This is a genomic window from Microseira sp. BLCC-F43 (assembly GCF_041929235.1).
In the GTDB taxonomy this organism is placed as follows: domain Bacteria; phylum Cyanobacteriota; class Cyanobacteriia; order Cyanobacteriales; family Aerosakkonemataceae; genus Microseira.
In genome coordinates this window covers 1-21,826 of the sequence record NZ_JBHFNP010000153.1, presented here as the reverse complement: position 1 = coordinate 21,826, position 21,826 = coordinate 1, and the positions used below count along the sequence as shown (strand labels likewise).

Sequence of the window (21,826 nt, the reverse complement as noted above, 5' to 3'; positions counted from 1 at the left end):
ATAAAAAAGGTTTTAAAGGTATAGTTTATAGCTGGAAAAATAGAGTTTTCTGGGTAATTATGCTGTGTGATACCCCAGGTTGGGGAATGTGCGTAGTAAGCTGTTACGTATTTAATTTGTACACGGGGAGCTTTCTTGAGCTGGGGGAGCTAGGGAGAGGGATTGGCAGTTTTATCCCGATATTTAGAAATATACAAATTAGCTGCGCTTTAGCTTAAATATGTAACAACCCTGAGAATTTTGGCGACCAAGCGGGCAAAATAAATCTAAGCAGTCTCAAGGCGAGGATGTGACCAGCTATGTCGATCAGTTTTCCCGGTTATCAGATTAGCGAACAAATCTACAACGGTTCCAGAACGCTTGTTTATCGAGGTTTGCGAGAGTCCGACCAACAACCGGCGATCGTCAAAATCCTCAAGAATCCCTATCCCAGCTTCGCTGAATTGCTGCAATTCCGCAATCAATACACCATTGCCAAAAACCTCGACCTACCGGGAGTGGTTCGTCCCTACAGTTTAGAAACCTATGGCAACGGTTACGCCATAGTGATGGAGGACTTTGGCGGTATCTCCCTCAAAGAATATACTGTCTTATTGGCAGCAATAGAGCAAACAAAATCCAAAACATTACCGATTACCTCGTTCCCACAGCTTTGTCTGGAAACTCCATTACCCATTGCTGAATTTTTGCCGATGGCGCTGCAAATTGTTTCGACCTTAGATGGATTGTATCGCTACCGGGTGATTCACAAAGACATCAAACCCGCCAATATTTTAATTAACCCCCACACCAAACAAGTTAAACTCATCGACTTCAGCATTTCCTCTCTTCTACCGCGAGAAACGCAAACTATCACCAGTCCCAACGTCCTTGAAGGAACGCTTGCTTACCTCTCTCCCGAACAAACCGGACGCATGAACAGGGGTATTGATTACCGCAGTGACTTTTATTCTTTGGGGGTGACTTTCTTTGAACTCCTGACGGGAACGTTGCCTTTCACCTCAGATGACCCAATGGAATTAGTCCACTGTCATATTGCCAAAGAACCCCCATGCGTTAGCAGTTTAAACCCCAATATACCACCTATTTTATCGCAAATTATCAGCAAATTGATGGCGAAAAATGCCGAAGAACGCTATCAAACTGCTTTGGGATTAAAACATGACATAGAAACTTGCCTATCTCGATGGAAAAAAACTGGCAATATCGATTATTTTGAATTAGGAATCCGGGATATATCAGAGCGCTTCATTATTCCAGAAAAGCTCTACGGTCGCGACGAAGAAATCAAAACTTTACTCGCTGCCTTTAACCGAGTAGCAGGGGAAGAAGACGCGGGGACGCGGGGATGGGGGGACGCGGAGATAGAAGCGCCAAAACTAAAATCTAAAACCGAACTGATGCTGGTGGCAGGATTTTCTGGGATTGGTAAAACTGCCGTTGTCAACGAAGTTCACAAGCCGATTGTCAAACAACGCGGCTATTTTATTAAAGGGAAATTTGACCAATTTAATCGCCATATTCCTTTCTCTGCCTTCGTGCAAGCTTTCCGCGATTTGATGTGGCAACTGCTGACAGAAACCGACATCAAAGTTCAACAGTGGAAAGAAAAGATGCTCGCGGCTTTGGGCGACCAAGCTAAGGTTATTATTGAAGTTATTCCGGAACTGGAACGAATTATTGGCAAACAGCCACCCGTCCAGGAACTATCAGGCAGTGCAGCACAAAATCGCTTCAATTTATTGTTCCATAAATTCATCTCTGTTTTTACTACCAAAGAACATCCCCTTGTCATCTTTTTGGATGACTTGCAATGGGCGGATTCGGCATCTTTGAAATTGATGGAATTATTAATGAGCGAAACTGATAGTGGCTATCTGCTACTGATCGGTGCTTATCGAGATAATGAAGTTTCCCCAGTACATCCATTAATTTTGAATTTGTCAGAAATTAAAAAAGCCAAAGCTACTGTTAATACAATTGCGTTATATCCTCTGAAATCAAATGACTTAAATAACTTGATTGCTGACACGCTCAATTGTGCTAGAGAAATCGCATTACCCTTGACGGAATTAGTTTACCAAAAAACCAAAGGAAATCCTTTCTTTGCTACCCAATTCCTCAAATCGCTGTACGAAGATAAGCTGATTAATTTTATCTTGCCTCAATCCCCCCTTGGTAAGGGGGGAAGTCAAGGGGGGTGGCAGTGCGATATTGCCCAAGTTAAGGCATTATCTTTGACCGATGATGTGGTGGAATTTATGGCACTTCAGTTACAGAAGTTGCCAGGAAAAACTCAAGATGTGTTGAAACTTGCTGCTTGTATTGGCAACTCTTTTGATTTAGGGACGCTGGCGATTGTTTATCAGAAGTCTCAAGTGGAAACGGCGGCTGATTTGTGGAAGGCATTGCAGCAAGGTTTACTGATTCCTACGAGTGAGGTTTATAAGTTTTTCCAAGATAGGGAAATCTCCCACTCCTTATCGATTACTGAGGGTGAATCAGCCAATTATAGCGGTTTGCAGCCGGATGAGGTACACCGACAGCGGTGTGCGGGCAGCATTAATGCTGCCGCTACACAAAAGGCGCCAGAAGGCTTTCCTTCACTCGCTTGCAATCCGCTGTATAAATTCCTCCACGATCGCGTCCAACAAGCAGCTTACTCGCTGATTCCAGAAGATACAAAACAGGAAACTCACCTCAAAATTGGGTACTTGCTTTTGCAAAATACAAAACAAACAGAAAGCGAGTTAAATATTTTTAATATTGTCAACCAATTAAATGTGGGAAGAGAGGCGATCGCTCAACCTTTGCAAAAAGATGATTTAGCCAGATTGAATTTAATTGCTGGACGCAAGGCGAAAGCTTCTGCTGCTTATGAAGCTGCACTCAGATACTCAAATATTGGTCTAACGCTGCTGACGGAAAACAGTTGGCAAGATCGATATGAATTGATTCTAGCTTTACATCTGGAGGCGATTGAATTAGAGTATCTAAATTCTAATTTTGTTCGTTCTGCTGAACTGGCAGATTTAACTCTGCAACATACAAAAACAGTTTTGGATAACGTAGCAGTATATCAACTAAAAATCCAGTTTTATATTGCTCAAAATCACATGCTAAAAGCCATTGAAACTGGCTTAAAAGCTTTGGAATTATTAGGATTTTCTCTATCGCCTTCCTCAGATGCCGATTTAACCAATATAGAAATACCTAGTCTTGAGTCTGTTGATTCTCTCAAAGTAATGACCGATGCTTTTGAGTTAGCTAAAGTGGAAATCCTGGCGCGTTTGATTAGTCCTACTTACTTCGCCCAACCGGATCTTTTTCCTAAAGTAACCTTGGCTGTAATTAAAGCTTCTTTTGAGCATGGGTATTCACCATTATCTGCTGTTGGATATGGCTTTGGGGCGCTGTTGTTTCTTCACCGTGGATATATCGATCGCGGATATCACTCCGGGTTACTCTCGCTGCAACTTCTAGAACGCTTTAACGCTAAACAAATTGAGTCTAAATTGCAACTGATTTTTAACGTCTTTATCCGCCCTCATAAAGAACATGGAAGCGCCAGTTTAATTCCCTTTCTCAATGGACTACAAGTAGGCTTAGATACGGGGGATTTCGAGTATGCATCCTATTGTGCGATGAATTACTGCAATCACCTTTTCTTCGCGGGCGAACATCTCAAGGAAGTTAAAGAATTACAGGAACCATTACGAGATTTATTACTTAAGTTGAAATTAGATTTTTCGATTAATTTTTTGGGAATTTGGCGACAAACTGTGTTGAATCTACTGGGAGAATCTGTGGATGCAACTCGTTTGATCGGAGAAAGTTTTGATGAGACATTCATAATACCTCAGTTACAAGCATCTAATAACCTGACGCTGCTATTTTCTGCATATGTTGCCAAATCGATTCTGCTGTATTTGTTAGGAGATTATCCAGACTGTTTGGAACATTCTATCTTAGGGGCTGAATGCATCAACAGTGAGTTTTCACCAATGATGGTATCTTTGCACAAATTTTATTACTCATTAGCAATTTTGGCAAACTATCCGGTTACGGATCTAGCGATTGTAGAGTCCAATCAGGAAATATTGCAAAAATGGGCGCACTATGCGCCGATGAACTTCAAGCATAAGTATGACTTAGTTGCAGCCGAAAAACATCGAGTTTTAGGACAAAAAACAGAGGCACTTGAATTGTACGATTGTGCCATCTCTGTAGCCAAACAAAACGGTTACATTCAAGAAGAAGCATTAGCTAACGAACTTGCTGCTAAATTCTACCTAGAATGGGGCAAAGAAAAAATTGCCCAAAGCTACTTAATTGAAGCTTACTATTGCTACGCCCGTTGGGAAGCTAAAGCGAAAGTTGCAGATTTAGAACAACGCTATCCCGAATTGCTGTCTCCCATTTTTCAGCAGCCAAAAATGCCGACAAATTCCGGTCAAACTCTATCCTTGGAAGCGACTAGCACCGTCCATTCTACCCATACCCATACCAATACCTCTTATGCTTTAGATTTAGCAGCTGTTATTAAGGCTTCTCAAGCTCTTTCTAGCGAAATTGATCTGGATAAACTGCTGGTTAAATTGATGCAATTAGCGCTGGAAAATGCAGGTGCAGATAAAGGTGTTCTAATTTTGAAAGATGGGGAAAATTGGCAAGTTGCTTTTGAGTGCGTCGCGGGTGCAAAGTGCAGTTTTGATTCCACTCCCCTAGAATCAGCTCAAAACCTGCCTTTAACTATTATCAATACTGTCAAACGGACTCATAAATTACTCCTGACTCAAGATATTATTTCCCATCCTGCCTTTATCAGCGATCCCTACCTTATACAAACTAAACCCAAAAGTTTACTTTGCACTCCGATTCTCAAACAAGGCGAACTTGTGGCGATTCTTTATTTGGAAAATCGCTTAACAATCGAGGCATTTACAAGCGATCGCATCACTGTCCTCAACCTCCTTTGTTCCCAAGCGGCGATTTCTTTAGAAAATGCTCGACTCTATCAGCAAGCACAGCAAGCACTCCAAGACCTTCAACAAACGCAACTGCAATTGGTGCAAAGTGAAAAAATGTCAGCTTTGGGGAATTTAGTAGCAGGAGTTGCTCACGAAATCAATAACCCAGTTGGGTTTATTTCCGGCAATATTAACGAAGCAATCGCATCCGTTCAAGACATCGCAGAATTCCTGCAACTCTATCAAGAAAAATTCCCCAATCCCGGCGATGAAATTGAGCAAAAAGCCGAAGAATTGGAGATCGAATATCTTTTAGAAGACTTACCCAAAATGCTAGCGTCGATGCAAGTGGGGTGCGATCGCATCAAAAATATCAGCACCTCCCTCCGCACTTTCTCCCGCGCCGATACCGCTGAAAAAGTTGAGGCAAATATTCACGAAGGAATCGATAGCACTTTGATGATTTTACGCCATCGCCTCAAAGCTAACGAAAAGCGTCCCGAAATTCAAATCGTTAAAGATTACGGAAATATTCCCCAAGTCAAGTGCTATTTAGGACAGTTAAATCAGGTATTTATGAATATTCTGGCAAATGCCATCGATTCCCTCGATGAATCTAATCAAAATCGCACTTTTGCGGAAATTCAAAACTGTCCCAATACCATCACCATCAAAACAGAAATATCGGCAGATAATCAAAACCTATTGATTAAAATTAAAGACAATGGCAAAGGCATGACCGAAGAAGTAAAAGCGCAAATATTTGACCGCTTATTTACCACAAAAGCAGTCGGAAAAGGGACCGGATTAGGATTATCAATTAGCCGTCAAATTGTCACAGAAACCCATCAGGGAAGTTTGACCTGCGAGTCAGTCTTGGGAGAGGGGACAGAATTTGCGATCGTTCTACCAATTGAGTAGCTAATTGCTAATTGCTAATTGCTAATTGCTCATGGGAAGATTTGGCGGATATACTATTAGCCATTAGCTATTAGCAGAAGCAAAAATGTAACTAGCGACTTCTCTAAAAAGTCTGGTTTCTGATTTTTAAACTTTGATAAACCATCCTCGTCGATACATCCCATAAGCGACAACCCACCAAAATAATAACGTCACGAGGGCGAATAATAACGATCCGTTCATCCCACCCGCCCAAGATGCGAAAATATTTTGGTAAATCCATTCAAAAGTAGAGGAAGCATTTCCGACTTGAGTTTTAACCAAAATTTTGATAACTAAAACCGAAGCGACGAAGATAGCGATCGCATTCACACCCATAACCGCAAAAGGTTTTCCCCACCGGCGGATTTTACGCACTTCGATTAATTCATAACAAGCTGCGAGAACCAACAACGCCCATCCAGCGGTAAAAACAACGTATGAACTCGTCCAAAGCTTTTTATTAATCGGAAAAACCCCATCCCACAGAATGCCGATAATTAAACTACCAAGACCAAACAGCACCAAATCCATACTCTTATTTGAATCAATCGGGCGCTGACGCAACCGCTGTCCGGTAAAATAACCTAATAAAACTGTAACCACGGCGGGTAAAGTACTAAAAACTCCTTCCGGATCTCCCAGAGAATTGTAACTATCTCCCCTATATAAATGAGCGCTTGGTATTATCAAACGGTCGATATAAGCGCCGAAATTCCCTTCCCGCGTCAAGACATTGGCGCCGTATCCAGGAACGGGGATAACTGTCATCGCTATCCAATATCCCACAAGTAACAATATCGCCAACGCCCATAGTCCCTTCCGAGGTAACTTAAGCACCGCGAGGGATGCTAGCAAATACGAGACGCTGATGCGCTGCAACACCCCCATAATGCGGATCTTGTCCCAGTTATAATTCCAAAAGCCGTTTAGCAATATACCCAAAGCGAAAAGGATTAAACTGCGACGCAAGATGCGCCAGTAGACAGAAGCGGGAGGAGTTGCGCCTTCGCCGTACTTAGAAAAAGAGAAAGCGATCGCTACCCCCACAATAAACAGAAAAAACGGAAACACCAAATCCGCCAAAGTACATCCATTCCAGTCCGCATGTGCCAAAAACGGATATACTTTATCCGCAACACCCGCCTGATTCACCAAAATCATGCCAGCGATCGCTATCCCCCGAAACACATCCAGGGATATCAGGCGCGTAGATAGTTTATTTTGCTCTTGTGTCATGGCGAAAGAAATGAGGGAGACAAGGAAGAGAAGCGAAGTGCTTCCCCACTACCAACTACAATTGATCCCATCTAGAGAAGCTACTTTCTTTTTGCCTTCTTTCTTGGCGTCCTTGGCGTCTTGGCGGTTCAGTAAATAGATCTGCTTCAGGTGGGAAACGAGTAACCATTTATAGTCTTACCCTAGAATTAGAGATTTCAGTCCATGAAAAATTCTCTCTTGTCTCCTCCTCTGCGTCCTCTGCGTCCTCTGCGGTTCGTAAAAATACGTAAACGTATCCGAAACGACTGAACCTGGAAATGGATTTCTTGTATTGGGAAGCAGTGCGAAAAGATGTGCTTCACGAAACCATATCCACCTACAACTTATCTTTCTCCCTTGTCTGGGTCCTGCTGCGGACGATCGCCCCTCGCCGCGCGACCGCTTAGTTATATGTTCTATATCACAGATTATATCTGCGCGTAATCACGTAAGAAGGCGGTCGCGATCGCTTGGGATACAACATCACATCACACATGACAAGGGAGAAATTACGGATATTAGGAATACAGTCAGAGATAAGTTGTATTGTTTGGGTTAGGATGTCGGGTTATAGTAATCTGATTCCTAATTTTTAAGCGTTTAAAGGCATTATTAGGTTAAGCATCTACAAATTAAGAACTTGGAGCGCCCCGCCTGGGGCAAAGGTAGGAAAAATGTATAATTCCACTCAATTACTCGTTAAAGACTTTGCCAACCAGTTGCGGGAAGGTTATCGTCACGCCTATGGTGGACTGAAACCGGATTACGTAGATATACTGATATGGACTGCTCATATGGCGCTAGAAAATATCGCCACCAGCGACGCGCTCTATCACAATGTGGAACACACGATTTTGGTGACTTTGACGGGGCAGGAAATTCTCCACGGCAAGCACATGCGCCAGGGTGGGGTATCCCCAGAAGATTGGCTGCATTTTATTATTTCCTTGTTGTGCCACGATATTGGTTACGTCAAGGGAGTCTGCCGCGCTGACAATCGGGGCGCAAGTTTATACGCGACGGGAATCAACGGCGAGATGGTTGAGCTGCCAGCAGGTTGTACCGATGCGAGTCTCACTCCTTATCACGTAGACCGGGGTAAGTTGTTTATCGACGAGCGGTTTGGCGGTGACAAACTGATCGATACTGAAACAATCAAGCGCCATATCGAATTGACTCGTTTCCCGGTGCCGCCTTCTCTTGCCCATCAAGATACGCTCAATTATCCTGGTTTAGCTCGTGCTGCGGATTTAATCGGTCAATTGGCCGACCCCCGCTACCTGCAAAAAATCAGCGCTTTGTTCTACGAATTTGAAGAAACGGGAGCGAATAAAAAACTGAAATGCCATAATCCCGGCGATTTGCGGCGGAATTATGCCAATTTCTTCTGGAATGTGGCCTATCCCTATATCGAAGATGCGTTGGACTACTTGGAGCTAACCCAACAGGGTCAGCAGATTATGGCGAACTTGTTTGCCAATGTGTTTCGCGTCGAACACGATCTGCATCAAAGCAGAAAGGGTTTGAATCTTCAAAACCAGCGCTCGCGCCCTTTGTCTGAGGCAATTCATGACAAGGAACCGAGTTCTTCCCCTTTGCGTTTGATTCGGAACTAAGCCAGAGCGATCGCCCACCTTGAGTTTACCTGCTATGGTGAGCGATCGCTTCTCAAAAAACTTTTCTCCCTTTTTTGCTCGCACTGCTCCCCTGAAAATACCATTTTCTATTTATAACATTTTCAAGCCTTTTTTTTCAACCCCCCAAATGCCGCAATTTCGTCAAATTAATGAAAATTTATCTCAATTAAATTGTCATGGTTTAACAACAAATGCCTGTTTTCATATTTCTTTATAATTGGGTTTAAGCTTGTATTTGCGTGGCTTGGCAGGTTTTGCTTATATTGCTCCCCTGAGCATACACCTAAAATTCACAATATCAGAAAAGCTGTTTTGAGGCAAGTCTGGAATTGGGCAGGTGCAGATAATTACTTTTTTAATGAACCGCCAAGAAGCCAAGGACGCCAAGAAAAGAGAGAAGAGAGAGATTTTCACTTTTGTTATTCACTTTTTTTCCTATCCGAAAAATGCTGATTTAATGAACCGCCAAGAAGCCAAGAACGCCAAGAGAAGAGGAAAGAGAGAGATTTTCAGTGTTGTTAGAGAATCCCGGTTTTTTTGGGAAATCGGGATTATAGGGGTGGGTGTTTGATTGGTAAGACTGGATTAATTTAGGTGACGCTGACGCTGTCTTGATTGTTGTTTGTAGTCGCGCAAGAGTTTTCGGATTTTGGTTTGAATTTCGGCGTGACGGGCGACGCCTTCGTAGGCATAGCGATTGTAAGAGTTGCGTTGGATGAGGTTTTCTAAGTAGCGGATGCGGTTGTCGGTATCTGGGTGGGAAGATAGGAAGGTGATGGGAAATTCTGGTTGTTGTTTTTTGAGGGTAATTATGAGATTTCGCAAGCCGTCGGCGGCATAACCGGAAGCTGCTAGAATTCGAGTTCCTAAGATATCGGCTTGTTGTTCCATTTCGCGGCTGTAATTGAGGGTGAGTAAGTTGGAAAGAATTCCGCCTCTGGGAATTAGTACGGCTACGTTATCGATGGCGTTGGCTTGGGTAACTAATTGAAAGCCGTGGGATAAAACTGCGTGGGATATTTCGTGGGCAAGCAATCCGGCTAATTCGGCTTCGGAGTTGCTGTGAATTATGGCTTTGGCGTTGACAAAAATTTTGCCGCCTGGGAGGGCGAAGGCGTTTAAATCTTCGTCTAGAACGACGTAGAACTGGAATTCAAAGTCGTCGCGCCCGGATAGTTTGGCGAGTTTCTGTCCGAGTGAGTTGATGTAGTCTAAAACTTCTGGATCTTTGATTAAGTCGAGTTGTCGTTGTGCGGATTTGGCGATTCTTTCGCCGATGGCTTGTTCGCCTTGGATGAGGATGGCTATGGTTTCTACGGCGGATATGGGATCGAAAATACTGCCGGTGAGGGCATAGGATAGGGCGCCGGTGAGGACGCTGGCGATCGCATTCCCTCGCAGTTGCGATCGCAGGTGGGAGCGATACCTTTTTAAGTTGTCGTCTGCTAAGCGAGTAAATTCTGCTGCTTGGGGATGATCGGGGTTGAGTAAGGCAAATTGTCGCGCGGCGATGGATGCTTCTAACCAATTTTCCGATGCAGCTTGTGCGGCTATTTTGGCTTTGAGTAAATCGGGTTGATTCGGATAAAGGGAATAGGCTTTTTCTAGGACTTGCAGTGCTGCTTCGGAACGGTTGTAATCTTTTAATGCTTGCGCCAGTCGCAAGTGTCCGGGAATAAATTCGGGATAGCGTTCGACGAGGAGTTGTAGGGGTACAAAAATGCGGCTTTCTAATTTTTGATCGATTCCGGCAAGGGCTTCGCGCCAGTAAACTTGTCCGGCGGGGGGGAGTTGAGTTGGGTCGAGAATCGGTTCTGGTTTTGGTTGCGATTCGGAGATTTCAGCAAAGGGGGTTTTGACTTGGCGATAGAGGTTAAGGGCGGCGATGCGATCGCCTGCTAAATATAATCTGTCCGCTTCGACTAATTTTTGATATCGAGCAAGTTCTTCGGGACTTTTTTTCGGTTCGGTTGCTAAAGGGTCTTCGATCGGTGTGGTGTGTTCGATTGTTGTTGGTTCTGCCAAAACAACGGATGCCGAGTTTGACAGCAATAAGGTGAGGGCGATAAGCAGGGAGTTCCAAACTGTTTTCATACGAACTTCCGCGAGATGCTTTTTGATCGGATTTTACATCTAGAGGGATCGACTGACGCAGAAACCCGGTTTTTCCAAAAAACCGGGTTTGTTTATCGGGGTCTGAAAACATAGCTTCCAGGTCGCGGTATCCACGAATATCCTTTCAGCTTGTGGTTTGTGGCTGGTGAAACTTGCTTAAGCCAAGAGAGATAGTCGTCAACTATTACCCCCAACTATCGCTGCACGTCCTAAAAGTAGCCGCAATAATGTGGCGTCCTAATTTACTTGGCTACATTCTCACTGTTGAGATTCAGCAAGATTATTTAGATGGCGCGGATGAAAACGATCGGCTATATGGCGAGACAGAAAGCAATCGACTGATAGGCGAGTGTGGTGACGATTATCTACTTGGCGACGCTGGTGGAACAGATTGCCTAGATGGCAGCTCTGGAAACGATCATCTAGATGGTGGAGATCTAAGCACTCCGCTATCTGGAGGAAGAACACAGCGCGAAATGATCGTTGAGATATTGCGAAACGATCGTGTAAGTATATCCCAAGAACTATATTTATTTGAAGCTACTGCTCTGTAATGAATATGCTGCACCGAAAAAACGCGGTGCGAGGCAAAACTAGAGATTTTCCGGGAGTCGAAAAGACATCTTAAAGCTGCAAGATTAGTCTTGAGGTTTGTAGCATTGGACTGCTGAAAAACCATCTTCTCCAAAGTTGCCTCGTACCGGATACTGGAAAAACTTGGAGATGATAAATGAAAGTTGTGATTGAAGAATGTGAAAGCGTTCATAAATTTTGGCATTCCAAATTCCTGGCATTTACTTTACAAGTGGAATATAACCGTTTCCAGCGTCAGAGCAAAAGCGAGTTATACCTACTAGGAACAGAACCAATAGAGGGATTGCCCGAACATTTCTTATATCCGCTGTCAACAGAGTATCAAGTTTACTATCGAGTGAAGCAACTATCACTTGCTCCAGAAGTGTATTTGGTGACTATTAAGTGCATAATGACAGGGGCAGAGATTCTCAACATCTTATTGCCGGAAATTAAACGAGCGCTATTGCAACAATCTTCTGAACTCCAGAAGATGGGAAAATCTCATAATTATGGAAAAATTGGCAAAGCATTAGTCGGCGTTCTAGATGTAGCAGAACGGGTAGTTTTTTCCTCGCAAGTTTTTACCGTTCTAGCAGGGTTGCTCTTAGCAATGTTGGTGTCGTTTGGACAGCAATTTATTTCTGCCGATACACCCACAAGGCAGAAAGTTTAAACCACACCGGAGGCATTTAGCGAGGTAAAGCCTAAAACAAATTTTCCCTAAACCGACAGCCCGCCCGGAAATCAATTTCAAAGGCTTTTAGCTGAAGTCCTCTCAAGAGGACTGAAATGTTGACCTAGTCCTCTTGAGAGGACTTTGCCTAAAAGCCCTTGGATTTTAATCTCCGGGCGGGATGGCAACGCAGCGAGGCGCGATCGCTCATATCCCAATTCGCTCCATAAACAATCTCAAATTCAGCCAAAGGTAGCATCCGCCGGAGAACTTTTAGATAAGCTTCGGCATCGTTACGACGGCGAAAACGGGCAATTAACCTTCTTTGCAGGTTGGGCAAATGGCGATAAATCTCCCAAGGACTCAGTTGCTTTTGGTAACTCATCGTTTTGTGGGATTAAACAAAAAGAAGAAACACTAAAAAGCAAGGGCAAGTTGGCAACCAGCGCTTTGCTTGGTTGTCTGCCCTTTTTCAACCTTTACATAGACATATTGTCTAGACTTGACCGCTTTTTCTCAATAGGTCTAGACAGTTTGCGATCAACAGTGCACGCTCAAGCGCAGAAAAGCCCTAGAAGAAGCAGGCGAATCGCCGTTAAAGAGAAATTGAGAGAGGAGTTTGGCATGTCTCAGGAGGAATTTGCCAGGGAAATTGGCACTTCGGCGAGAACGGTTAGCCGTTGGGAAGCGGGGGATGATATTCCTACGTTCACGATCGCTCAAATGAAGGCGTTGGATCGATTGTTGCGATCGCGCGCGAAAACGTTGGACGATCTACCTGATGAGTTTGGCTCAACTGGGCAAGTATCCCCATGATGGTTAAGGTGGACTACTGTCGCAAAACTTGTTGAGCGATCGCTTATACTGAAACCACACACTAGCGATCAAAAGTTGCTGATTCCAAATAACCGTTTAGAACATATTTTCCGCTCTCAGCCTTAACTAATGGAGGTAAAAAGCGTGGAAAGTTTAACCCAAATGCAGGCATTTGAAGCGATGGTGCTATTCCTCGACGACTATTATGAACGCACCAAGGCTGATGAAATTGGGGCACTGCTTGGCAGTTTACAAATTGTTGGAGATGGGATGCCAGCAGATCCCGCCGCCTGGGAAGATTGGATGAAATGTATCCAGAAAGTCTTGAGTGAGACTCCCTCACTTCTTAACTAGGAACACTTGGCTCATTTCCAGGATCAGCATAATACACAGTCACCTGCACCTACTTACCAATCGCCATCTGACTCAAGCTGCTGACCTGGAAAAAATGAAGCATCTACTGCCTCAGAGTTCGTCAGGGCATTGTTCGGGAAAATCTTTATAACCCAAAGACGTTTCGCGCACAGCTAAATCTAAACCATCCTGGTAAGCATCCTGTAAAGCTTCAGGTAAATAAGGTTTCCAGCTAGGACTTTGCTCAAGCAGCTTTAAAATTTGACGCCTCTGTTCGCGAATTGTGGCAAACCAGCTTTTAGAACGTTTGTCGGATTGAAACTCCCACTTCAGCAAATGCCCTAATAAAATCCCCAAACGATTTTCTAGTTCCCGCCGCTCTTGTCTTCCCAAAGATTCAATCTCAAGAGCCAAATTTGAGGCATCCAAACAGTTCCATTTTCCATCTCTGAGGAACTTTGCCTGCTCTTGCGTCCAGGCGTAAAAATCTTTCTCTTACAATTCGCCAGACTCACTGGGTAAGCTGAGTTCCACAACGCTTGCCTCCCTCGCCCATAGTTCCACTGTGCCGTACTTTGAGATATTACGATCCCAGATGCCCGCTGTTTAAAACCTGCGGCTATACAAACCAAGCCCTAGCTTAGCAGGCTTTCAGTCTTTGCCTAGCCCTGCGGGCATCATTCCAGTCCATCGATGCAAAAATAAAATAGCCGTGATTCACATACCGCATAATTTACCGATTTTTGTAGCACAAAATACAAAAATCTCTGAATTTAGCAGGTTTCATAAGTCGTATAAGCGAACAAAATCCCTAATTTTGTAAAAAAATGGCTGCTAAAAACAATCTAGTTGTCATCGGCAACGGCATGGTAGGACATAAGTTCCTAGAGCAGATGATAGCTAAGGGTGCTACCCAAAAATGGAATTTAATTACTTTTTGCGAAGAATCCCGCGTCGCTTACGATAGAGTCAACCTCAGCGGTTTCTTTGCGGGAAAAACGGCGGCAGATTTATCTTTAGTCGAACCAGGGTTATATCAAGAAAACGGTATTCAAATTTATATAGGCGATAAAGCAGTTGAGATTAACCGGGAAGAAAGAACGGTTCTATCTGCCAATGGAGTAAAGGTTAACTACGATAAAATTGTCCTGGCAACTGGTTCCTATCCTTTCGTCCCGCCGATTAAAGGCAAGGACGTGCCGGGAACTTTTGTTTATCGCACGATTGAAGATTTAGAGGCGATGTCTGCCTATGCCAAAAGCTGTAGAACGGGTGTGGTTATCGGCGGCGGGTTACTCGGTTTAGAAGCAGCAAACGCGCTGAAAAATTTGGGTTTAGATACCCACGTGGTTGAATTTGCTCCCCGACTGATGCCAGTCCAAATAGATGACGCGGGTGCTAGCATCCTTCGCAGCAAGATAGAAGAGTTGGGAATTGGGGTTCATACGAGTAAATCGACGACGGAAATTGTCAGCGAAAATGGCAAAATCGTCAAAATGCTGTTCGCCGATGGTTCCCAATTGCCAACGGACATGATAGTCTTTTCTGCCGGAATTCGTCCCCGCGATGAACTGGCGAAGCAATGTGGGTTAGCGGTGGGAGAAAGAGGCGGGATTACGATCAACGAATCTTGCCAAACAACAGATCCGAATATCTACGCGATTGGCGAATGCGCGCTTTATCAAAATCGGATTTACGGATTGGTCGCCCCCGGTTATACAATGGCAGGCGTCGTCGCCGATATCCTCAGCGATGGTACTCCCAGCAGCTTTACGGGTGCGGATATGTCTACCAAACTCAAACTTTTGGGAGTAGATGTTGCTAGTTTTGGCGACAATTTTGGCAAGACACCCGGTGCGAAAGAGATTGCGATCGCAGATACAATTAACGGAACTTACAAAAAGCTAGTTCTCAGTCAAGATGGCAAGTTGCTTTTGGGTGGAATTTTAGTCGGGGATGCTTCCGCTTACGGCACGTTGCTGCAATTTGTCCAAAACCAAATAACTCTCCCACCCTATCCGGAAGATTTACTCCTACCCCCCCGCGAAGGAAAACCATCCACCCCGGCGATGGGAGTGGAAAATCTACCCGATACCGCTCAAATCTGTTCGTGCAATAACGTCAGCAAAGGACAGATTTGTAATGCCATCCGCGAGAATAACCTCGTCGATGTTCCCAGCGTGAAGAAATGCACCAAAGCGGGAACGGGTTGCGGCGGATGCGTCCCCCTCGTGACAGATTTGCTCAAATCTGAGATGAAGAAAGCAGGGATAGAAGTGAAAAACCATCTCTGCGAACACTTCCCCCATTCTCGGCAAGAACTTTATCACTTGTTGCGGGTGAATCGGATTAAAACCTTTGGCGAATTAATCCAAAAATTCGGCAAGGGTACAGGATGCGAAATTTGCAAACCCGCCGTCGCTTCGATGCTTGCTTCCACTTGGAACGAACACGTTTTAGAAACATCACATGTGGGATTGCAAGATACCAACGATTACTTCTTGGCGAATATTCAAAAGGATGGCACTTATTCGGTTGTCCCCCGAGTACCAGGCGGAGAAATTACGCCTGATCAGCTAATTGTTTTGGGAGAAGTTGCTAAAGAGTTCGGACTTTACACTAAAATTACCGGCGGACAGCGGATCGATTTATTTGGTGCGCGAGTCGATCAATTACCCCTGATTTGGCGCAGATTAGTTGATGCTGGTTTTGAATCCGGACACGCTTACGGTAAGGCATTGCGGACGGTAAAATCTTGCGTGGGTAGCACCTGGTGTCGCTTTGGCGTGCAAGATTCTACAAGTTTGGCAATCGAAATAGAATTGCGCTATCGCGGTTTGCGATCGCCCCACAAACTCAAATCCGCCGTCTCTGGTTGTATCCGCGAATGTGCGGAAGCCCAAGGTAAAGATTTTGGCATTATCGCCACTGAAAAAGGCTGGAATTTATACGTCTGCGGTAACGGCGGCATGAAACCCCAACACGCGGTTCTGTTAGCAGCAGATATCGATAAGGAAACCCTGATTAAGTATTTAGATCGGTTCCTAGTTTTCTATATCCGCACCGCAGATCGATTGGAAAGGACGGCGACTTGGTTCAACAAACTAGAAGGAGGAATCGAATATCTGAAACAGGTGATTATTGAAGATTCCTTAGGAATTTGTGCCGAACTGGAAGCACAGATGGAACACCTCGTCAAAACGTATCAATGCGAGTGGAAAGCGACGATTGAAAGTCCAGAAAAAATGAAGCGGTTCCGGCATTTTGTCAATTCGGATAAACCAGATACAAGTTTAATGTATGTGGAAGAAAGGGGACAAAAACGCCCTGCAACAGAAGCGGAGAAGTCATTAGCGACTAGGTAAAAAACTGTTCGTAGTCAGGACTTTAGTCATTGGGGATTAAGCTAGTAGGGACTTTAGTCCCTACTACAAACCAATTACAAGGACTTTAGTACTTGGAGATTAAGCTAGTAGGGACTAAAGTCTCTACTACAAACCTACAAGGAAGGGAATTAGCGGGACTAAAGTCCCTACTACAAACCTACAAGGAAGGGAAAATGATTCAAGCTTTAACGGTTCGCGAAAATGTTACGACTTGGGTGGATGTTTGCCATCTGTCTGATATTGTGCCTAATACGGGTGTTTGTGCTTTGGTGGAAGGGGAACAGGTGGCGATTTTTCGCATCGAACCTGGGACGGATATTTATGCCATTGGGAATTACGATCCGTTTAGCAAAGCTTACGTGCTGTCTAGGGGAATTGTAGGCGATCGCAACGGTATCCCCAAAGTCGCATCGCCGATTTACAAGCAAAATTTCAGCTTGCTTACCGGACAGTGTCTGGATGACGAAACGGTGCAAGTGCCAACTTATAAAGTCAGGGTTGTAAACGATACAGTGCAAGTAGGGATTGGTTAGTCAAGCAAGCGGGTTTCTTAAACAAACCCGCTTTCTGCTTAAAATAAAATTATCGTTGCTACACTCGACTAGCCATGCAGATCGTTGATTGTCTCCATGTCGCTGTGTTGGTTTCTGACTTGGAACGTGCCGAACACTTCTACGGCACTATCATGGGATTATCTAAAGTAGATCGACAACTCAAATTCCCTGGTGTTTGGTATCAAATTGGCAACTTCCAAATTCACTTGATTGTCGATACTACTCTTAACCCAGAATTACAGAATTCCGCAAAGTGGGGACGTAACCCCCATATCGCCTTCTCAGCAGCTAACTTGGATGCAGCGAAACAACAGCTACTCGAACATGGATGCGAACTGCAAATAAGTATGTCTGGTAGGGCGGCTTTATTTACACAAGATCCTGATGGCAATATCATAGAAATCAGCGAGGCGATACTATAACCGCCCCTACATGCAAAACCTATACCCTGGGTTTCCCTATCGCTCAACCCAACCTACAAAATCTCTTGTTGGGGTCTTGGCGGTTGATTAAAATTATTGCTGCAACTCGCCCCTACACCTAACACGATGAAAATTATCGCCTACCTTTACAGCGATCCATTACTGGAAGCAGCACCCGATGCTTCTATCTGGGGGTGGGAAGTCGATCGCGTTTATCAAGATTTGGGATCGCGTCAACAACTGCAACAATTGCTCGAAGATTGCCAAAATGAACCCGTGGATTATGTTTTAATTCGACGCATTGAGGAATTAGGCGACTCGCTGGAGGAAATAAGCTTGCGCTTCTCCCAACTCGAATCCCTGGGTATCGATTTAGTCGCCCTCGATACCCCCATAACTAAAGGTGCCGATCTATTCCAACTTCTACAACTAATCCATTCTTACCAACGCAGTCGCTGCCTGCGTCGCGGACATGCACTCAGGCGTCTCAATGCTCAACCCCCTCCCGGCAAACCTCCCTACGGTTATCGACGCGGTAAAGATAAATATATACTTGACAAAAGTGCCGCACCTGTGGTGAAAGATTTTTTCGAGCAATTTCTCTTATTTGGTTCTTTACGCAGGGCGGTGCGTTACTTAGCGAAGAAATACGGCAAGAAAATATCAGTATCTACTGGGCGTCGTTGGCTGACCAATCCAGTTTATCGCGGCGATACGGCTTATCAAAATAACGATATTATTTCCCATACCCACGTTGCGATTGTTTCCCGCGAAGAAGCTGCCCAAATCGACCGTTTGTTGCGCCGAAACCGTCGCTTACCACCCCGCACGGCAAGTGCGCCGCGAAGTCTTGCTGGGTTAGTCGTTTGCGCTGAGTGCGAGTCCCACATGAGTGTAGCCCGTGTTACCTCGCCGCGTAAAGAACAAGAATATCTCTACCTCCGTCCGATCGGTTGTCCCAAGCTTCCCAACTGTAAGGCGATCGCTTACGCACAAGTATTAGATGATACTATCACCACCATCTGTAGGGAATTACCTAAAGCCGTCGCCGAGATGGATTTACCCGATATGACGGGGATGAAAGCGGGGATAAAGGAAGCGATCGCGTCTAAACAAGATATCCTATCCCAACTCGATCAACTGACCGCAGCGGGTATTTTAGATCGAGAAACAGCGCTTTTACGCGCCTACAAACTTCGCACCGAAATTGCCCAACTCCAAGGTCAATTCGCCCAGCTTCCACCCGTAAATTTGCGCGAAACTGCCCAAACTGTCTCGATTCCCCAATTTTGGCTCGATTTATCCGAATCCGAACGCAGATTTTATTTTCGCGAATTCATTCGCCAAATTCAATTAGTGCGTCAGGATAATCGATGGCATTTGCAAGTCCAGTTTATTTTCTGACAAACTACAGCAACCCGGTTTCTTTAACAAACCGGGTTTCTCGATCGCCGATCTCAGGTTAAAGTGTAAAGTTATGTAAACAAAACTTGAATTTTGACGATGATCTCTCGCCGCACTTTTGTCAGTACCCTATTAGCTAGTTGTCTAGCCATCATTGCTTGGTTTAACTTCGCCCCTGCTGCTGATGCGCTGGGGGGTAAGCTACCCCCCTTGAACGAAGCGGCGCCAGAGTTTACCCTACCAACGAATACCGGAAAGGGTAAAGTGTCTCTATCTGACTATCGCGGTAAGTGGGTGGTTTTGTACTTCTATCCCAAAGACTTTACCTCTGGTTGCACCTTGGAAGCGCGGCGGTTTCAGCAAGATTTACCGAAATATTTAGCTAAGGGCGTCCAAATTTTGGGAGTTAGCGCCGATTCTGTCGATTCTCACGCGGAATTTTGCGATTCTGAAGGGTTGAAATTTCCCCTGCTAGCGGATACCGATGGTAAAGTAAGCAAAACCTACGGTTCCTGGTTGGGATTTTTCTCGCTGCGCCATACGTTTATCATCGATCCGCAAGGGATTATCCGCGAGGAATTTACAGGAGTGAACCCCTCGGTACATAGCAGAGAGGTGCTGGTGCGTCTTTCCGAGTTACAAGCAGTGTGAAAGCTGGTAATGGGTAATGGGTAATGGGTGATTGGTAAGAAGTCACCTATTCCCCATCCTGATTAGCTGGTAGGAACCCATTACCCATTGCCTAAAATCTGAAATCATCTGTTTGTCGTTGTTGGGGCGTCCCCACCTCGCGCCACAAAACCGGACGCCACAGCATCAACAACCCATAACCCAAATTTTCCCAACCGAGTTTTTACCTCTAACCCGCCATTGTCCTAGCTGCGGTTAAAGAAAAATTAACCTTAAATTGCCTTTCGAGGATGTAGAAACCAGCGTTTACGTAGGCAAGTGTAAATAATAACTCACCCATCGTAAGGGTAAGTCCTTGATAAATATAGGGTTGGTCTGATTGCTCGGTGAAAACATGACCCATGACGAGTAACTGAATTAACAGTACACCGGCAAGCAAGCTTTCTCGATCGTCAAAACCCTTTACCACGTGGGTGATGATGGAGACAATTAACAGTAACTAAGAAATTCGCTTAGCTAGTCAAAAATTGGCGGCGAGGGTTAATAATATAAAGCCAGCAAAGGCATCACCGCAGATAACAGATTGACCGATCCCACCAATTCTGTTAGCAGCGTTGCAGTCTCTGAGTCCAATTCGGGTGCGTTGCACCAGCAGGGTTGTCAGTACTTTTACCTTTCTAGCCCGGTCAACTTTAGTCTAGGAGATTGACCTTGGTTAGTGCTATGGAAGCAACTCAGTCATATCAGTCAGCATAAATGGGAAAAACAAAGCAATTTACCATGGTAAGTAAAAGCGATCTGGCGACAATTCCAGGGGGTGGAGTCGTGCGGAGTGTCAACGAATGATCGATTATTTTAAAAGTCCCCAAGAGCAAGTTTCTTCTTTTTTGAGCAACAGCAGACTGGTACAAGCGCAGAATTATCTGAGATTGAAGCAGCACTGCACCAAACGCAAGCTCAACTGGAGTGGTATCGCTTTTTATCGGAAAGCATCCCATCAATTTACTTCATCGTCGATCAGACGGGAGTAATTTGTCATAGCAGTGAGTTCGGTTCAAACTGTTTGGGCTATAAATCCGCCGAAGTAGTTAAAGGTTCTATTTTACACTTTGTTTATCCGCAAGATATCGGAGGATTTGAGGCAGCGATCGCAGCCAACTCCGACGATCTTTTCCAGAGTTGGGAAGGTCGCCTAGTCAGGAAAGATGGCAGCATTCTGTGGGTCAAAATTAATGGGCGCCATATCCGTCATCGCAACCGAGATATCCTGCTGTTGGTGGGTCAAGATATAGGAGATTGCCAACAAATCGAACTATCCCTAAAACGCACTCAAGCCAAACTTAGCGATATTCTCGACAGCGCGATCGCCGCGATTACCAGTCTGAGGGTTTTTCCCAATCAAGACTTTGAGTATGAATACCAATCTGCTGGCAGCGAAGTGGTGTTTGGTTATACCCCGGCTGAATTAATGGCAGATAAAACCCTCTGGGCGTCGCGGGTGCTGGAGGAAGATATGCAAACCGCAATCCTGCCTGCGTTTGAAGATATTCTCGCCGGACGAACCACGACGGTGGAGTATCGGTTTTATGACAAAAACGGCAAACTGCGCTGGATTTCCAGTACCTTTACTTCCCGGCGCGAGGTGGGTGCAGATTATTGGATCGTGACCAAAAAAATGGGATACAAGCCCCGCCCTTTAACGATAGTGTAGGGCGGCTTTTTATTTAATCAAGTTGTGTGAATAAACTTGTGTTGGTTTATTCACTATGGTATACTACCTTCAAGATAACAGTAAACTACGAGTACAAACTTAAACCAAACGCGCAGCAGATAGAGACTTTTGAATCGTGGCTTGATGCATGTAAAAAAGTATAAAAGTTTGCCATGCGAGAACGTAAGGATTGGGTCAATTCTCGCAAGTCGGCTGTTAATTCATGTAGTCTAGTTTCTGAATACATTATCCCGGCGGATGCTCCCAGACCAACTTACGCTTCTCAGTGTAAAGCCTTAACATCAGCTAAAAAGATGTATCCCGAACTCCAGTTGCCACATATTCATGTTTTGCAGCAGACCCTAAGACAATTGGAAGC

At 44.7% G+C, this 21,826-nt stretch carries 18 protein-coding genes and 2 pseudogenes; 15 read left to right on the top strand and 5 right to left on the bottom strand.

Annotation, left to right across the window (positions count from 1 at the left end; genetic code table 11):
• Window positions 1-299 precede the first annotated feature (299 nt).
• Window positions 300-5,891, top strand: coding sequence for an AAA family ATPase (locus tag ACE1CM_RS21955; protein ID WP_374880349.1), 5,592 nt, complete (start codon window positions 300-302; stop codon window positions 5,889-5,891).
• Window positions 5,892-6,017: 126 nt separating this feature from the next.
• On the opposite strand, the gene ACE1CM_RS21950 is transcribed toward ACE1CM_RS21955, so the two are convergent.
• A complete protein-coding gene (locus ACE1CM_RS21950; RefSeq protein WP_374880347.1) occupies window positions 6,018-7,148 on the bottom strand; it encodes an acyltransferase family protein in 1,131 nt (376 codons plus the stop codon).
• Window positions 7,149-7,843: 695 nt separating this feature from the next.
• Here ACE1CM_RS21950 and ACE1CM_RS21945 point away from each other — a divergent pair.
• Window positions 7,844-8,785, top strand: coding sequence for an Npun_R2479 family HD domain-containing metalloprotein (locus ACE1CM_RS21945; RefSeq protein ID WP_374880345.1), 942 nt, complete (start codon window positions 7,844-7,846; stop codon window positions 8,783-8,785).
• Between the two features lie 358 nt (window positions 8,786-9,143).
• Complete coding sequence (locus tag ACE1CM_RS21940; protein ID WP_374880343.1) at window positions 9,144-9,377, top strand: hypothetical protein; 234 nt, start codon at window positions 9,144-9,146, stop codon at window positions 9,375-9,377.
• Between the two features lie 14 nt (window positions 9,378-9,391).
• Here ACE1CM_RS21940 and ACE1CM_RS21935 read toward each other — a convergent pair whose 3' ends face one another.
• A complete protein-coding gene (locus tag ACE1CM_RS21935) occupies window positions 9,392-10,900 on the bottom strand; it encodes a M48 family metalloprotease (RefSeq protein WP_374880341.1) in 1,509 nt (502 codons plus the stop codon).
• A 173-nt stretch (window positions 10,901-11,073) separates the two neighbouring features.
• Here ACE1CM_RS21935 and ACE1CM_RS21930 point away from each other — a divergent pair, with 173 nt between their 5' ends.
• Together ACE1CM_RS21930 and ACE1CM_RS21925 are read left to right on the top strand one after the other, a co-directional pair.
• Window positions 11,074-11,475, top strand: a complete 402-nt coding sequence (locus ACE1CM_RS21930; protein WP_374880339.1) for a calcium-binding protein — start codon at window positions 11,074-11,076, stop codon at window positions 11,473-11,475.
• A gap of 176 nt (window positions 11,476-11,651) precedes the next feature.
• On the top strand, window positions 11,652-12,170 hold the full coding sequence (locus ACE1CM_RS21925) for a hypothetical protein (RefSeq protein WP_374880338.1): 519 nt from the start codon (window positions 11,652-11,654) through the stop codon (window positions 12,168-12,170).
• A 148-nt stretch (window positions 12,171-12,318) separates the two neighbouring features.
• On the opposite strand, the gene ACE1CM_RS21920 is transcribed toward ACE1CM_RS21925, so the two are convergent.
• On the bottom strand, window positions 12,319-12,555 hold the full coding sequence (locus ACE1CM_RS21920; RefSeq protein WP_374880336.1) for a hypothetical protein: 237 nt from the start codon (window positions 12,553-12,555) through the stop codon (window positions 12,319-12,321).
• 239 nt (window positions 12,556-12,794) lie between these two features.
• Here ACE1CM_RS21920 and ACE1CM_RS21915 point away from each other — a divergent pair, with 239 nt between their 5' ends.
• Window positions 12,795-12,986 carry a helix-turn-helix domain-containing protein gene (locus ACE1CM_RS21915; protein ID WP_374880334.1) on the top strand — a complete coding sequence of 64 codons (192 nt, stop codon included), beginning with the start codon at window positions 12,795-12,797 and terminating at the stop codon, window positions 12,984-12,986.
• Window positions 12,987-13,130: 144 nt separating this feature from the next.
• Entirely contained in the window at window positions 13,131-13,340 is a 210-nt protein-coding gene (locus ACE1CM_RS21910) for a hypothetical protein (RefSeq protein ID WP_374880333.1), read from the top strand.
• Window positions 13,341-13,451: 111 nt separating this feature from the next.
• Here the strand turns inward: ACE1CM_RS21910 and ACE1CM_RS21905 are convergent.
• Window positions 13,452-13,775: pseudogene (locus ACE1CM_RS21905) on the bottom strand (DUF29 domain-containing protein); the annotation flags it as partial.
• 392 nt (window positions 13,776-14,167) lie between these two features.
• Between ACE1CM_RS21905 and nirB the strand changes: the two are divergent.
• The 5 genes from nirB (at window position 14,168) to ACE1CM_RS21880 (ending at window position 19,757) form a co-directional block, all read left to right on the top strand.
• Entirely contained in the window at window positions 14,168-16,705 is a 2,538-nt protein-coding gene (gene nirB / locus ACE1CM_RS21900) for a nitrite reductase large subunit NirB (RefSeq protein WP_374880331.1), read from the top strand.
• A 194-nt stretch (window positions 16,706-16,899) separates the two neighbouring features.
• On the top strand, window positions 16,900-17,259 hold the full coding sequence (gene nirD, locus ACE1CM_RS21895; protein ID WP_374880329.1) for a nitrite reductase small subunit NirD: 360 nt from the start codon (window positions 16,900-16,902) through the stop codon (window positions 17,257-17,259).
• A gap of 74 nt (window positions 17,260-17,333) precedes the next feature.
• A complete protein-coding gene (locus ACE1CM_RS21890; RefSeq protein WP_374880327.1) occupies window positions 17,334-17,702 on the top strand; it encodes a VOC family protein in 369 nt (122 codons plus the stop codon).
• Between the two features lie 126 nt (window positions 17,703-17,828).
• Entirely contained in the window at window positions 17,829-19,106 is a 1,278-nt protein-coding gene (locus ACE1CM_RS21885) for a recombinase family protein (protein WP_374880371.1), read from the top strand.
• Window positions 19,107-19,205: 99 nt separating this feature from the next.
• Entirely contained in the window at window positions 19,206-19,757 is a 552-nt protein-coding gene (locus tag ACE1CM_RS21880) for a peroxiredoxin (RefSeq protein WP_374880369.1), read from the top strand.
• Between the two features lie 208 nt (window positions 19,758-19,965).
• Here the strand turns inward: ACE1CM_RS21880 and ACE1CM_RS21875 are convergent, their stop codons facing one another.
• Window positions 19,966-20,205, bottom strand: coding sequence for a hypothetical protein (locus ACE1CM_RS21875; protein ID WP_374880325.1), 240 nt, complete (start codon window positions 20,203-20,205; stop codon window positions 19,966-19,968).
• A gap of 373 nt (window positions 20,206-20,578) precedes the next feature.
• Here ACE1CM_RS21875 and ACE1CM_RS21870 point away from each other — a divergent pair, with 373 nt between their 5' ends.
• The 3 genes and pseudogenes from ACE1CM_RS21870 to ACE1CM_RS21860 all read left to right on the top strand — a co-directional run.
• On the top strand, window positions 20,579-20,767 hold the full coding sequence (locus tag ACE1CM_RS21870) for a hypothetical protein (RefSeq protein WP_374880323.1): 189 nt from the start codon (window positions 20,579-20,581) through the stop codon (window positions 20,765-20,767).
• Window positions 20,677-21,447, top strand: a complete 771-nt coding sequence (locus ACE1CM_RS21865) for a PAS domain-containing protein (protein ID WP_374880367.1) — start codon at window positions 20,677-20,679, stop codon at window positions 21,445-21,447. Before ACE1CM_RS21870 ends, ACE1CM_RS21865 begins: the two co-directional genes overlap by 91 nt.
• Before the next feature lie 173 nt (window positions 21,448-21,620).
• Window positions 21,621-21,826 (top strand): annotated as a pseudogene (locus ACE1CM_RS21860) (RNA-guided endonuclease TnpB family protein); the annotation flags it as partial.